14 protein-coding genes are annotated in these 13,895 nt (G+C 40.9%); 9 read left to right on the forward strand and 5 right to left on the reverse strand.

All coding sequences use genetic code 11. The features are described from left to right. The first annotated feature begins 7 nt into the window (after positions 1–7). Together clpA and AC5EUN_RS06265 are read left to right on the forward strand one after the other, a co-directional pair. Positions 8–2,284, forward strand: a complete 2,277-nt coding sequence (clpA, locus tag AC5EUN_RS06260; protein ID WP_493352226.1) for an ATP-dependent Clp protease ATP-binding subunit ClpA — start codon at positions 8–10, stop codon at positions 2,282–2,284. Positions 2,285–2,372: 88 nt separating this feature from the next. After that, a complete protein-coding gene (locus AC5EUN_RS06265; RefSeq protein WP_005401079.1) occupies positions 2,373–2,726 on the forward strand; it encodes a YnfA family protein in 354 nt (117 codons plus the stop codon). A gap of 27 nt (positions 2,727–2,753) precedes the next feature. On the opposite strand, the gene AC5EUN_RS06270 is transcribed toward AC5EUN_RS06265, so the two are convergent. The 3 genes from AC5EUN_RS06270 to AC5EUN_RS06280 all read right to left on the reverse strand — a co-directional run bounded on the left by AC5EUN_RS06270 (position 2,754) and on the right by AC5EUN_RS06280 (position 5,009). Then, the gene (locus AC5EUN_RS06270; RefSeq protein ID WP_062033193.1) at positions 2,754–3,227 is read right to left on the reverse strand and encodes a hypothetical protein; all 474 of its coding nucleotides are present in this window, start codon (positions 3,225–3,227) and stop codon (positions 2,754–2,756) included. 89 nt (positions 3,228–3,316) lie between these two features. Beyond that, the gene (gene argF, locus AC5EUN_RS06275) at positions 3,317–4,237 is read right to left on the reverse strand and encodes an ornithine carbamoyltransferase (protein WP_010326946.1); all 921 of its coding nucleotides are present in this window, start codon (positions 4,235–4,237) and stop codon (positions 3,317–3,319) included. A gap of 121 nt (positions 4,238–4,358) precedes the next feature. Continuing rightward, positions 4,359–5,009 (reverse strand): TetR/AcrR family transcriptional regulator, encoded by a 651-nt coding sequence (locus AC5EUN_RS06280; protein ID WP_005401081.1) that lies wholly within the window; start codon positions 5,007–5,009, stop codon positions 4,359–4,361. A gap of 246 nt (positions 5,010–5,255) precedes the next feature. Here AC5EUN_RS06280 and prpB point away from each other — a divergent pair, with 246 nt between their 5' ends. From prpB to AC5EUN_RS06310, 6 genes are all read left to right on the forward strand, one after another. After that, entirely contained in the window at positions 5,256–6,140 is an 885-nt protein-coding gene (prpB, locus tag AC5EUN_RS06285) for a methylisocitrate lyase (protein WP_130235093.1), read from the forward strand. A 2-nt stretch (positions 6,141–6,142) separates the two neighbouring features. After that, entirely contained in the window at positions 6,143–7,279 is a 1,137-nt protein-coding gene (gene prpC / locus AC5EUN_RS06290; protein ID WP_004696709.1) for a bifunctional 2-methylcitrate synthase/citrate synthase, read from the forward strand. A gap of 190 nt (positions 7,280–7,469) precedes the next feature. Further along, on the forward strand, positions 7,470–7,931 hold the full coding sequence (locus AC5EUN_RS06295; protein ID WP_130235092.1) for a DUF2147 domain-containing protein: 462 nt from the start codon (positions 7,470–7,472) through the stop codon (positions 7,929–7,931). A gap of 484 nt (positions 7,932–8,415) precedes the next feature. Next, complete coding sequence (locus tag AC5EUN_RS06300; RefSeq protein WP_004637176.1) at positions 8,416–9,348, forward strand: IS5-like element ISAha1 family transposase; 933 nt, start codon at positions 8,416–8,418, stop codon at positions 9,346–9,348. Between the two features lie 39 nt (positions 9,349–9,387). Then, positions 9,388–9,705: an alpha/beta hydrolase gene (locus AC5EUN_RS06305; RefSeq protein ID WP_228275910.1), complete on the forward strand. Its 318-nt coding sequence runs from the start codon at positions 9,388–9,390 to the stop codon at positions 9,703–9,705. 121 nt (positions 9,706–9,826) lie between these two features. Next, the gene (locus AC5EUN_RS06310; RefSeq protein ID WP_010326942.1) at positions 9,827–10,168 is read left to right on the forward strand and encodes an alpha/beta hydrolase; all 342 of its coding nucleotides are present in this window, start codon (positions 9,827–9,829) and stop codon (positions 10,166–10,168) included. 67 nt (positions 10,169–10,235) lie between these two features. On the opposite strand, the gene AC5EUN_RS06315 is transcribed toward AC5EUN_RS06310, so the two are convergent. Beyond that, positions 10,236–11,873, reverse strand: a complete 1,638-nt coding sequence (locus tag AC5EUN_RS06315) for a long-chain-fatty-acid--CoA ligase (RefSeq protein ID WP_010326941.1) — start codon at positions 11,871–11,873, stop codon at positions 10,236–10,238. Positions 11,874–12,476: 603 nt separating this feature from the next. Between AC5EUN_RS06315 and AC5EUN_RS06320 the strand changes: the two genes are divergently transcribed. Then, positions 12,477–12,713, forward strand: a complete 237-nt coding sequence (locus AC5EUN_RS06320) for a hypothetical protein (RefSeq protein WP_029575047.1) — start codon at positions 12,477–12,479, stop codon at positions 12,711–12,713. A 67-nt stretch (positions 12,714–12,780) separates the two neighbouring features. On the opposite strand, the gene bioB is transcribed toward AC5EUN_RS06320, so the two are convergent. Beyond that, positions 12,781–13,770: a biotin synthase BioB gene (bioB, locus tag AC5EUN_RS06325; protein WP_004981788.1), complete on the reverse strand. Its 990-nt coding sequence runs from the start codon at positions 13,768–13,770 to the stop codon at positions 12,781–12,783. Between the last annotated feature and the right edge of the window lie 125 nt (positions 13,771–13,895).

A 13,895-nucleotide genomic window follows, 5' to 3' on the forward strand; every position in this document is an offset into this window, starting at 1 on the left:
GGGTTCCATGCTCAGTCGTCAATTAGAAGTATCCTTACGTTTGGCTGTTAGTATGGCTCGACAAAAGAGACATGAATTCCTAACCGTTGAACATTTATTATTGGCTTTACTCGATAATGATTCGGCCGTAAATGCATTGAAAGCCTGTGGTGCAGATATTATTGTGCTTCGCAAAGAGCTTGAAGAATATGTAGAGCAGCACACCCCTAAGCTGGGCGAAAACAGTGATCAAGCCCCGCATCCAACCGAAAGTTTTGACCGTATCTTACAACGTGCAATTTTTCATGTGCAATCAAGCGGTGGTGATCGGACGGTTGAAGGCGCAGACATTTTAGTGGCGATGTACTCTGAGCGTGATTCTTTTGCAGTTTACCTCTTAAAACGTCATCAAATTAATCGTTTAACACTGACACAATACTTGGCCCACGGCACACGTAAAGACGAAGTGCAAGTGGAAGAGGAAATTGAAGATCTTGATGGTGAATCTGCTAGTTCAAGCAACGTAGGCCCTTTAGAGCTGTATACAACCAACTTAAATGTTGAGGCACAAAAGGGTAAAACAGATCCTTTAATTGGTCGTGAAAAAGAAATTGAGCGTGCAGCACAAATTCTATGCCGTCGCCGTAAAAATAACCCGTTATTGGTCGGTGATCCTGGCGTCGGTAAAACATCGATTGCTGAAGGTTTAGCTTGGCTCATTGTTAATGGTAAAGCACCGAAACCATTGGCAAATGCTGAAGTGTATAGCTTGGATATTGGTGCTTTGGTGGCAGGAACCAAATACCGTGGTGACTTTGAAAAACGTTTAAAACAGCTTTTGAACGCGTTGAAAAAGAAACCAGAAGCAGTTTTGTTTATTGACGAAATCCACATGATTATTGGTGCAGGCTCAAGTATGGGTAGCACGATGGATGCGTCAAACTTGATTAAACCCGCTTTGGCCAATGGTTCATTGCGCTGCATCGGTTCAACCACATTCCAAGAATACCGCCAAGTCTTTGAAAAAGATCATGCATTGTCACGCCGTTTCCAAAAAATTGATGTCAATGAGCCATCTATTTCAGAAACGATTGATATTCTACGTGGTTTGAAGAGCAAGTTTGAAGATTTCCATCATGTTAAATATGATGACAAAGCTTTAATTTCTGCAGTTGAGCTGTCTGCGAAGTTCATTAATGATCGTTTCTTGCCAGATAAAGCCATTGATGTCATTGATGAAGCAGGGGCACAACGTCGTCTGAAAGCTGAACAAGATGACACCTTGATTACCGTGGAAAATATTGAAGATATCGTGTCGAAAATTGCACGTATTCCACCAAAAACTGTGTCTAAAGATGACAAGACCGTTCTTGAAAATCTTGAACGTGATTTAAAACGTGTGGTCTTTGGTCAAGATGAAGCCATTGAAGCTTTAGGCTCAGCAATTAAGCTGTCGCGTGCAGGCTTAAAATCACCAGATAAGCCTGTGGGTAGTTTTGTTTTTGCAGGCCCAACTGGGGTAGGTAAAACAGAAGTCACTAAGCAGCTTGCGAAATTACTGGGTGTTGAGCTGGTTCGCTTTGATATGTCAGAGTATATGGAGCGCCATGCAGTTTCACGTTTGATTGGTGCGCCTCCAGGTTATGTCGGCTTTGACCAAGGTGGTCTGTTGACCGATGCGATTCATAAAAATCCGCACTGTGTATTATTGCTAGATGAGATTGAAAAAGCGCATCCAGACGTATTCAACTTATTGCTACAAATCATGGATCATGGTTCATTGACCGATAACAATGGTCGTAAATCAGACTTCCGTAATGTGGTGTTGGTCTTGACCACAAATATTGGCGCAGAAAGTATTTCTCGCGTGAGTATTGGCTTCATGGATCAAGACAACAGTAATGATAACCAAGATGCGATGAAGAAAGCGTTTTCTCCAGAGTTCCGTAACCGTTTAGACAGCGTGATTCAGTTTAAAGCTTTACCAACGACAGTAATTGAAAATGTGGTGGATAAGTTCTTAACTGAACTACAAGCGCAACTGGATGAGAAAAAAGTCATTCTAGAAGTGGATCAAAGTGCGCGTGAGTGGATGGCTGAAAATGGCTATGACCGTTTAATGGGCGCTCGCCCAATGCAACGACTCATCCAAGAGCATTTGAAAAAACCACTGGCTGAAATGATTCTATTTGGTGAGCTTGCAGAACATGGTGGTAATGTTGCGGTCTCTGTGAAGAACGAAAATGGTAAAGCGGTGGGTCTAAAACTTGAAGTTTTTGAAGACCAAACGGCTGAGCCTGCTTAAAGATTGCTACATAATTTAAAACCCGTGTTCGCACGGGTTTTTTATTGAAAAAAGTATTTAACAGTTAGAAGTAATAAAAGTAGGTTGCATGGATATTCAATTGACGAAAGTTTTAAGTACATTTGTACTGTTTTTGGTAACCGCTGTGATGGAAATATTAGGCTGTTATTTCCCTTATTTGATTTTAAATCAGGGAAGAAGTCATTGGTTGTGGATTCCTACAGCCTTAGCGCTAGGTGCTTTTGTGTGGTTGTTGACTTTACATCCGGCTGCGTCAGGACGTATTTATGCCGCTTATGGCGGAATTTATATTTTTACCGCATTGCTATGGTTGCGTTATGTCGATCAAGTTTATTTATCCCGTTGGGACATAATGGGTGGGGCAGTGGTGTTGATTGGTGCGGCCATGATTATCTTACAACCGCAAGGATTGGTTCGCTAAAGTAGAGAACCAATCGCTAAAAAGATACTATTTGATACCACAATCTTTTTGCTTTAATTCTAAATCGTAGCTATTTTTCTCAGAACTGAGCTGTAATTTTACAATGTAGGGATTATGGCGTTGATATTGATGCTCGAAGAAAATATTGCAGTTTTGCACAACATTTTTTTTAATCGCTTTTTGAACTTCTTTCGTACCTAAATCCTGTTCAAACTGCGCGAAGTCAGGGGTAATGATCAAGCCTTTAAGCTCGGTACGGTCTGCATATAGATTAAATTGTTCAATGATAGTGTTGTTATCAATTTCAATTGGGAGGGTTCTAGAGTCTTCTGCAGTTAATACAGTTAATATTTCATTCAACGTTTCTGGTTGCTTAATTTTAAAATTTTGATCAATAATTTGTTTGGACTGTAAGTAGTCATCAAATTCTGAGGCTTGAACCTGAAAAAAAGTAGAGCTTAGAATTGTAGCAAGGCACAGGCCAGTTTTTTTGAAATGCATGGAAAGTGTCGCTTATAAAAATTATGTTCCGATTATAGCTTTGCCCGTATAAAAAAGCACCCTTAGGTGCTTTTCGTTGGAAAAATTAATTAATCTTTCTTAGTGTTTTCATTGATTAAAAACTCAACTAATGCTTTTTGTGCATGTAAGCGGTTTTCAGCTTCATCCCAAACCACTGCATTTTTATGGTCGAGCATCTTTTCAGAAATTTCTTCGCCGCGATGCGCAGGTAAACAATGCATAAATAAACAATCAGGATGAGCCAGATCCATAAGACGTTCATTCACTTGATAGTCTGCAAAAGCAGCTTCACGAATTTTTTGCTCTTCTTCTTGGCCCATGCTTGCCCATACATCGGTCACGATAAGGTCTGCGTTTACGGCAGCATCTTCAGCTGAGTTAACCAGTTCTGCACAATGTGCAAATTCACTTAAAAATTCTGCTTTGGGTTCATAACCTTTCGGCGCAGCAATTTTTAACTTGAAGCCCCACATATGTGCAGCTTCAATATATGAATTACACATATTGTTGCCATCACCAATCCAGGCTACCGTTTTGCCAGCAATGGGGCCACGGTGTTCAACAAAAGTTTGAACATCTGCAAGTAGTTGGCAAGGGTGGTGATCATCAGTCAAGGCATTAATCACAGGAACTTTTGAATAAGAGGCAAAACGTTCAACAATGTCATGTCCAAAAGTACGGATCATCACAATATCCAACATGCTTGAAATTACACGTGCTGAATCTTCAATCGGTTCACCACGACCCAATTGGGTGTCTCGTGGTGAGAGGAAAATTGCACTGCCACCAAACTGGCTCATGCCTGCTTCGAACGATACACGGGTACGGGTGCTCGATTTTTCAAAAATCATACCCATGACTTTACCAACAAACGGTTGGAATACTTCGCTGTTGTGCTGTTTACGCTTTAGTTCGATACCGCGTTGCACAACTTGGTTCAGTTCTAAAGTAGATAAATCGCGTAAGGTAAGAAAGTGACGTAGAGCCATTGTTACTCCACAATAATTGCTGAAAACCGAAATAGGTACAGAACAACAATTAGTTGTTGGTTGGTGAAAAGAAAAAAGAGAGTCGATTAATATACTATATGCAAAGGAAATTGCAAAAAAACTAGACTTTTTGATGACCTGCTAAGAAACGATCTACGCAATAATGAACATATTCTAGATTTTCTTGTTCATTTTCTTCAACATAGATGTTCATGAGTACTCGCCACTCTAATTCACGCACAATGCCAAAAAAAAGCTGGGCAGAATAATTCGGGTGTTCACAACGAATAATGCCTATTTCATCTGCTTTGGTTAAAACACAAGCCACGGCATCTTCAATATGTTTAGGTCCTTGTTTGTGAATATGGAAGGCCAACTGCGGATTACGTTGTACTTGTTCCATAATGAGTCTTAAAAAAGAGGCATTTTCTGGAAGCACAAGGTGTGTTTGAATATTTAAAATGGTTTGTATTAAATAAACGCGCAAATTGTCCTTAGTAAAATCAAAAGGCATACAAATATCTTTAAAAAACAGCTCACGACGGTAGTCGCAAATTGCTGTAAAAAGACCGTCTTTATTTCCAAAATATTTGTAAATCGATGCTTTTGAACCACCCGCATGATTAACAATATCATCAAGTGAAACTGCATCGTAGCCATGTTGCAAAAACAACTCGTTTGCACTTAATAAAAATGCAAGACAGCGTTCATGACCTCGTTTTGTGTGAGGTATGTCACGTGTAAGGGGTTCTAGTTGAACTGAGTCGTGCATATAACTAACAACAGCCTAATAAATGTGGATCTCTAGTTGCTATCATAGCAAAAATATGCACACATTGTTGTTTTGGGGCTTATCTGTTTACCACTAAACCCCAATGCATGGAAGAAAATTACACAATAAAAACGTGAACCATGGGACTAAAGTTTTAGAGTGATCATTCTAAAATGTCATAGTCAATTCAGTCATTATGGCTATACTCAAAACTCGAAAATTAAAGTAAATGCCGTGGAAAGGACGATGACAGAACAAAGATCTGCAGGCTTAAGATTTAGACAAGCACTGGAAGTGGAAAAACCATTACAAATTATCGGTACAGTCAATGCTTATGCAGCAATGATGGCGAAACATGTGGGCTACAAGGCCATCTACCTTTCGGGTGCTGGTGTAGCCAACTACTCTTATGGATTGCCTGACTTAGGCATGACCAGTCTGGATAATGTTTTGGAAGATGTACGTCGCATTACCGAACGTGTAGACACTCCGTTACTGGTCGATATTGACACCGGTTGGGGTGGGGCATTTAACATTGCGCGTAGTGTTAAACAAATGATTGCTGCAGGCGCAGCCGCAGTTCACATCGAAGATCAAGTGGCACAAAAACGTTGTGGCCACCGTCCAAATAAAGAAATCGTCACCCAACAAGAAATGGTCGACCGCGTAAAAGCCGCAGTTGATGCCAAAACCGATGCAAACTTTGTGGTGATGGCACGTACCGATGCCCTACAAAAAGAAGGCCTACAAGCGGTAATTGACCGTGCCTGTGCCTGTGTAGAAGCCGGTGCTGATGCGATCTTTGCTGAAGCAATGACTGACATTACCATGTACAAAACCGTCTGTGATGCAGTCGGTGTTCCAGTACTGGCCAACATTACCGAATTTGGCGATACCCCATACTACACCAAAGAACAACTGGCAGAACAAGGCATCTCGATGGTGCTGTATCCACTGTCACCGACCCGTGCCATGCAAAAGGCAGCACTGGAAGTCATGCATGCCATTCGCAATGACGGCAGCCAAGTCAACGTCCTCGACAAAATGCAACAGCGCAAAGAACTCTACGAATTTCTCGATTACCACACCTTTGAAAACACATTAGACAAGCTGTTTAAACAGGAGAATTAAAAATGGCTGAAGGAAAAGTCCTCACAGGCGCAGGATTGCGCGGACAAGTCGCAGGAAAGACAGCACTATCAACCGTAGGCAAAAGCGGAGCAGGTTTGACCTACCGTGGTTATGACGTCCAAGACCTCGCTGAAAACTGCCAGTTTGAAGAAGTGGCCTACCTGATCTTCTTTGGTGAACTACCAACAGCAGCACAGCTCACCGCCTATAAAGCTAAACTCAAATCACTACGCCAACTGCCACAAGCACTCAAAGAAGTACTTGAGCGTATCCCAGCAGATTCACACCCAATGGATGTGATGCGCACGGGCGTATCAATGCTGGGCAACCTCGAAACAGAACAATCTTTTGCAGAACAACAAGATGTTGCAGACCGCATTCTCGCAACCCTTCCAGCAATCATTTGCTATTGGTACCGCTTTAGCCATGATGGCGTACGCATTGAAGAAAACACCGATGACGATTCAATCGGTGCTCAATTCCTACACCTACTACGTGGTGAAAAACCAAATGAACTGCATGAACAAGTGATGAATGTCTCACTGATCCTCTATGCAGAGCATGAATTCAACGCATCGACTTTCACCGCACGTGTATGCGCATCTACTTTATCCGATATGCATTCATGCATCACCGGTGCGATTGGCTCACTACGTGGTCCATTACATGGTGGAGCAAACGAAGCAGCGATGGAAATGATTGAAAACTGGACGTCACCTGAAGAAGCTGAGCGAGAAATGCTGGGCAAATTGGAACGTAAAGAAAAGATCATGGGCTTTGGTCATGCAATCTACAAAGACAATGACCCACGTAATGGCATCATTAAAATCTGGTCAGAGCGCTTAGCGAAAGATGTCGGTGACACGGTCCTGTATCCAGTTTCAGTACGTTGTGAAGAAGTGATGTGGCGTGAGAAGAAATTATTCTGTAACGCAGACTTCTTCCATGCATCGGCATACCACTTCATGGATATTGCGACCAAGTTATTCACCCCAATCTTCGTGATGAGCCGTGTGACAGGTTGGGCAGCACATGTGATGGAACAACGTGCGGACAACCGTATTATTCGTCCAAGTGCGGACTATACGGGGCCTGAGCTGCGTAAAGTAGTGCCAATTGAAGAACGTTCAGCGGCTTAATATATGAAGCTCTGATACATTATTAAAAAAAGCCTCTTCGGAGGCTTTTTTTATATGCAATTTTTTGTTGATTTTTCTCACGGGTTAATTCATATAAATATTTAATTTTAATGAAATAATCGGTAAACAAAAGAATAAAGTTGCTATAATATCGACCGTTTATTTCTTCATTTTTATTGTAATTTACTTTATGAAACATAAGTTTTTGTGTACATCAGCACTGTTTTTGGGGGTGTCTCATTCTGCTTTCGCCATGCCATTTGACCCACTTATTGGAACATGGAAAGTGATTGATGATCGGACGGGGTATTATATTTCAGATATTGTGATTCGTAAGAATTCTAAAACATCACAATATAGCGCAGTGGTGACCAAGTACTATCCTTTGGCTGGAGCGCCTGTGAGTGATGTATGTAGTAAGTGTCAGGGTGGGCTTAAGGATAAACCGATTTTTGGTATGCAAGTGCTGAATGGCTTAATGGGTGATGCAACAGGTCAAAAATTCGCAAAAGGCCAATGGCTGAATCCTCAAGATGGCCGTGTGTATAATATCAATACTGCGCAGTTAAATGCTGGTAAAGATCAGATGAAGGTACAAGCCACAGCAAAAGATGCGAAAGGTTTGAGCAACATGACATGGAAAAAGCTTTAAGTTTTTTGCTTGTATCGATAAAGCCATCGCACGGTCATAATGCGGTGGCTTTTTTATGGATAAAAAAGCTGGAAGGGTATTTTCTAGACTTGTTGAATCCGTATAAAAAGGAAAAATCATCTTTCGGAGTGCGTGGTCAAAGAAAATGTAGTCTATTTAATCGATGAGATGTACGTCATGACAGAGAGAGGATTAAGATTTAATTAATTGATAATGATAACTATTATTATGTGTTAAACTTCAGTATCTCATGGCTGTATATACAAAAAAATGACGCATCTTTATAGAAAGATTTTTACTACTTTGCTTTCGCGAATTTTTAGCTCGTTATTGATTTTGGGTGCCAGCTTAAGTGCTTATGCGAAACCTGAAATAAAACCTTTGCCTGCCAATATTGCAGAAATCGGTTCGGCGTATTACAGTTTTAAAGGGCTTTGTTGCACAAACCTATCTCTAAAGGCTTATTCCACAATATAATTCTCAAATGAATAAGCCCACACCTAAAATCTATCGTACAACCAATTGGTCTTCTTATAACAGTGCATTAATAAATCGAGGAAATCTCTCAATTTGGTTTGATCCCAAGACTCAATGGTACGCTCAACCCAAAGGTAAACATGGTCGAAATCAAACTTATTCAGATACAGCCATCCAATGCTGTTTAATGATCAAATCCTTATTTCGTCTTTCTTTACGCATGGTCACTGGCTTTGTGCAAAGTCTCATTCATCTTTGTAGATTAGATTGGACAGCACCAGACTATTCCACCATCTGCAGAAGACAAAAGCATATTGATATTGCAATTAACTATCAAAAAAGCAGTAATGGTCTCCAGCTACTCGTCGATTCTACTGGCTTAAAGTTTCTAGGCGAAGGTGAATGGAAGCGTAAGAAACACCAACCTGAATATCGTCGCCAATGGCGTAAACTTCATATTGGTATAGATGCTGAAACCCTTCAAATACGCGCTATTCAACTCACTACAAATAATGTGAGTGATTCACAAGTGCTTGGTGATTTACTCGATCAGATTCCACAAGATGAGCAGATTGACTCTGTCTATACTGATGGGGCTTATGACACCAAGCAATGCCGTCAAGTAATTGCAGACCGACAAGCACATGCGGTGATTCCGCCAAGAAAAAATGCGAAACCTTGGAAAGATACAAAGACCAGCTCGCTAGAGCGAAATGAATTACTTCGAACAGTTAAACGTTTAGGAAGAACAATATGGAAAAATTGGTCAGGCTATCATCGCAGAAGTCTGATAGAAACCAAGATGCATTGCATCAAATTATTAGGCGATAAACTCCGTGCGAGAAACTTTCAAAGCCAAGTCAATGAGATTCATGCACGTGTGGCCGTATTAAATAAATTTACAGATTTAGGCCGACCTCACACCCAAGTTGCCACTTAAATTTAGATAACTTGGAAGAAGTTTAGCTTTTGAATGTTTGTGCAACAAAGCCGTTTTAAAGTCAAAGAATTTGCAACTACAGATCAAAATAAAACTTATCGCGTTTGGTTAGGTATTCCAAAGACAGTACAGAAGACGCAGAACGTCTATGCATCGGTCTTTATGCTGGATGGAAACGCTGCGATGTCCCATCTGAATGAAGAAATACTCAAGTCTTTGTATGCAAATGATGCCCCTGTATTGGTTGCCATTGGTTATAAAACCAATTTGCCATTTGCCACAGCTTTTCGTTCACTTGACTATACTCCAGCAGATTTATTAACGGGGAAATCCACCCAAGAAATCCAGAGCGGATGAGCGGGGGAAGTGCTGATTTTAGAAATGTGGTTTTGAAGGATATCGCCCCTTGGGTTGAGCAAAATGTAAAACTGGATGCGCAAAAAAGAGCGTTATGGGGCATTCCTATGGAGGGCTTTTTGTGCTTGATAGCTTGCTCGATGGGCGTTATTTCAACCATTTCTTTGCTGCAAGTCCATCACTTTCTTGGGCTGATGAGCGTATGATGCAAAAAATTAGAACAGTAAAATTAGTCAAAGAGCCACAAAAACATCTATTGTTGATGGAAGGTGATCTTTTAACACATACTGGAGCACAGCAAAGCGCTAATTTTGATGCAAATGGCATCAATAAAAATAGAGAAATTTTGTCTATATTCGATCAGCAGGGCATAGAGTCTAAATTTTTAATCTATCCAAATCTAAAGCATGGTGAGGTGTTTAAAGCGTCTTTATTAGACGTGCTTTCAAATAAATTGTATTGATGGTATTTACACTATCCGAACATGAGAAAAGCCTGATTATAAGATCAGGCTTTTATTCTCAACAACGTTAAACAGGATTTTGTTCCAGTAGGACTTGTCCATATTGGGCGCGGAGTTCACGTTTTAGCATTTTACCCGTACCGCTCAGTGGAATACTGTCGACAAAGATCACACGGTCAGGGATCTGCCATTTCGCAATTTTGTCGGTATAGTAGTCTAAGACACCTTGTTCAGTGACCGTGCTATCAGGTTTCTTCACAGCGATGACAATAGGACGTTCATCCCATTTTGGATGTTCGGCTGCAATAACGGCTGCCATAAGAATGTCTGAATGTCCCATCGCAAGGTTTTCAAGTTCAACTGATGAAATCCATTCGCCGCCAGACTTGATCAGATCTTTAGAGCGGTCACTGATGCATAAGAAGCCATCCTCATCTAAGGTTGCAATATCACCTGTGTCAAACCAGCCATCGGTTGTGAGTGCAGATTCATCTTTACCAAAGTAGCTATCAATAATCCAGTGACCCTTAATTTGTAGATTTCCAATTTGCTCACCATCGCGGGCAATTTCATGGCTGCCTTTTTCTTCATCGGTAAGACGTAAATCCACGCCAAAAGGCGGACGGCCTTGAGAAAGACGTAGCTTGAAACGCTCTTGTTCAGAGAGCTGTTGATGTTTGGCTTTAAGTTGGTTGGCAGAACCGAGTGGACTGGTTTCGGTCATGCCCCATGCATGGATAGTGTCGCAGTTATAGTCATTTTTAAAGGCCGCTAACATGGATGGTGGACATGCAGAACCACCAACAACGTTACGGTTCATACTTGCCAGCTGGCTGCCTGTTTGTTTGGCTGCTACCAGTAAACCTTGCCAAATGGTGGGAACACCCAAAGCCACAGTGACTTTATAGGTGTCAATCATATTCACTAAACTTGGCCCATCTAAGCCTGGCCCAGGCAATACAACTGTACAACCGACCATAGCTGCTGCATAAGGCGTACCCCAAGCATTGACATGGAACATGGGTACTACAGGCAACATAATGTCATTTGCAGACAGATTGAGAGAATCGGGTAGGCTGATGGCAAAACTATGCAAAATGGTGGAGCGGTGGCTATATAGCACGCCTTTTGGATTTCCAGTTGTGCCCGAGGTATAGCACAAAGAGCTTGCAGTTTGCTCATCAAAACTTGGCCATGTGAATTGTTCAGACTCTTTGCTGACCAAGTCATCATAAAATTTTACATCGGCAATTTTTTCTGCAATAGCGTCATCTACGGCATCTAAGCAAATAAAGTGCTCTACATGGGGTAAATGTGCTTTTACCGCAGCAATGAGTGGTGCAAAGGTTTTATCAAATAACACCACACGGTCTTGGGCATCATTGATAATAAAAATCAGTTGTTCTGGAAATAAACGTGGGTTGATGGTATGGCAAATATAGCCACTACCAGAGATCGCATACCAAGATTCTAGGTGACGATGATTGTTCCATGCGATGGTCGCCACGCGGTCACTTTGCGAAAGTCCTAAATCTTTGAGTACATTGGCAAATCGCTTAGAATTGGCTGCGACTTTGGCCCAGTTGGTTTCAGTGATACTTCCGTCTGTATTTTTAGAAATAATGGCTGTATCCGCATGGTAGCGTTCTGCGTGATCAATAAGATTGCTAATTAATAGCGGTTGAAACATCATACGTCCAAGCATGTATAAATATCCTTATCGTTGCTTTTTTATCAAATTCTTTATTGGTTGCTCGATACATCTGTTTTGAGCATTCATTGTATTTTTATCCTAGCTTGATCCAAATTTAAATCAAGCATTGTTTCATTCTCAGCCGCATTTTTAACAGCGATGTAATATAGAACCACAATTAAATGAAAAGCATCATTTAAAAAAGTAAATGACCATTTATCACTTTATGCTGTTATTCGACAAAAGGCACTTGAAATTTATAAAAAGTATGTTTAAAACTGTGTATAGCTCATGAGATATGAGTTGTGGGTATTTCAGGAAGATATACCTATTTTAAGAAGCGAATTTTTAAAAAATCATTTACAGGAGTTAAAAATGCTTCAGTTGTTTAAAAAATTATTTTGCATCCACGTTTATGAATATGAACAAATGACTGAAATAGGGGAGCATATGGAATGCCGAAAGTGCGGTGATTCTAAAACCGACTAATCATCTTAAGGAAAAGTGAGCGTAGGCTCACTTTTTAATGCCTGTATTTTTTTATGGCTTAGTTCGACTGAATTGACGCAGAACGGCTTACAATAGCCGAATAACAGTGTTTAGCGTATTCGGATGATGACCAAAAATTTTCAAGCACAGACTTATATTGTTGATAATAATTTGAGTGATACCTTAAGCTGGCTGTGTCAGCATCAAGAGTGTTTTGATTCTTTTCACTATGACGCGATTCGCCAAACCTTAACTGTACGCCATGCCAATGGTGAAGATGAGATATTCCAAGGCGATTATCTGAATGTCAGTTATGGTATTTTAATTACTGCGCATAATTTTGCTCAGTCATCTGAAGGTTAAATAGATAGACATTAAAAAAGCCCCATACTGAATAAGGGGCTTTTTTGTGCTTAGCAAATCTTGGGAATTAGCTTGCCATGGCATCTAGGCTAAGGTCTGCCACCGTTGGTTTTGGCTTTTCTGCCACTAAACCTAATTTGGTGAACAGTTGACGATCTTTACCTTCGCCTGCATTTGGCGTGGTCAGTAGTTTCTCACCCGAGAACAATGAGTTTGCACCCGCCATAAATGCAAGTGCTTGGTCTGAGTCAGAAAGTGCTTCACGACCTGCAGATAGGCGGATATAGCTGTGCGGCATGATAATTCGCGCAACAGCAATGGTACGAATCCATTCCGTCACATCGAGTTTTTCAACATCTGCCAGTGGCGTGCCTTCAATTGGAACCAACATGTTGATTGGCACAGATTCTGGGTGAATTGGCATCGTTGCAAGCTCTTGCAATAAACCAATACGGTCTTCTTTCTTTTCACCTAGACCAACAATACCACCGCTACACACTTTCATACCTGCTTGACGGACATATTCTAAGGTATTTAAACGGTCGTCAAAGGTACGTGTACTAATAATATGTGAATAATACTCGCGTGAAGTGTCGAGGTTATGGTTGTAATAATCTAAACCTGCATCTTTTAAACGCCCAGCTTGAGACTCATTCAGCATCCCTAAAGTCATGCAAGTCTCTAAACCAAGTGCTTTTACTTCTTTAACCATTTCTAGTACATAAGGCATGTCACGTTCATGTGGATTACGCCAAGCTGCGCCCATACAAAAACGAGATGAGCCTGAGGCTAAAGCTTCTTTGGCTTCTGAAATCACTTTGTCTACAGCAATTCGCTTTTCGGCTTCAAGTTTTGAGTCATAACGTGCTGACTGAGAGCAGTACTTACAGTCTTCAGGACATTTTCCTGTTTTAATCGACAGTAAAGTACTGACTTGAATGGTGTTGGCTTGGAAATGTTGGCGATGTACGGTCTGCGCTTGAAAGACGAGATCAAGAAAAGGCTGATCATACAAAGCTTCGATTTCTTCACGCGTCCAATCATTGCGTAGGTTCATAATGGCGATCCATTTTTAATTCTAACTTGTATACATCATACATTTAACGTGCCAACTTAAAAGGCATTATTGCTCAGTTTTAATAGTATCTCCCGATTATGTTTTTAATTTTATCTTTTTATGAG

This window comes from Acinetobacter sp. CAU_H_S170_2 (genome assembly GCF_058890445.1).

Bases quoted from the DNA above. Each gene is read 5' to 3' on its own strand.
- clpA (WP_493352226.1), top strand. From the start codon at position 8: ATGCTCAGTCGTCAATTAGAAGTATCCTTACGTTTGGCTGTTAGTATG.
- AC5EUN_RS06265 (WP_005401079.1), top strand. From the start codon at position 2,373: ATGGATATTCAATTGACGAAAGTTTTAAGTACATTTGTACTGTTTTTG.
- AC5EUN_RS06270 (WP_062033193.1), bottom strand. From the start codon at position 3,227: ATGCATTTCAAAAAAACTGGCCTGTGCCTTGCTACAATTCTAAGCTCT.
- argF (WP_010326946.1), bottom strand. From the start codon at position 4,237: ATGGCTCTACGTCACTTTCTTACCTTACGCGATTTATCTACTTTAGAA.
- AC5EUN_RS06280 (WP_005401081.1), bottom strand. From the start codon at position 5,009: ATGCACGACTCAGTTCAACTAGAACCCCTTACACGTGACATACCTCAC.
- prpB (WP_130235093.1), top strand. From the start codon at position 5,256: ATGACAGAACAAAGATCTGCAGGCTTAAGATTTAGACAAGCACTGGAA.
- prpC (WP_004696709.1), top strand. From the start codon at position 6,143: ATGGCTGAAGGAAAAGTCCTCACAGGCGCAGGATTGCGCGGACAAGTC.
- AC5EUN_RS06295 (WP_130235092.1), top strand. From the start codon at position 7,470: ATGAAACATAAGTTTTTGTGTACATCAGCACTGTTTTTGGGGGTGTCT.
- AC5EUN_RS06300 (WP_004637176.1), top strand. From the start codon at position 8,416: ATGAATAAGCCCACACCTAAAATCTATCGTACAACCAATTGGTCTTCT.
- AC5EUN_RS06315 (WP_010326941.1), bottom strand. From the start codon at position 11,873: ATGCTTGGACGTATGATGTTTCAACCGCTATTAATTAGCAATCTTATT.
- AC5EUN_RS06320 (WP_029575047.1), top strand. From the start codon at position 12,477: ATGACCAAAAATTTTCAAGCACAGACTTATATTGTTGATAATAATTTG.
- bioB (WP_004981788.1), bottom strand. From the start codon at position 13,770: ATGAACCTACGCAATGATTGGACGCGTGAAGAAATCGAAGCTTTGTAT.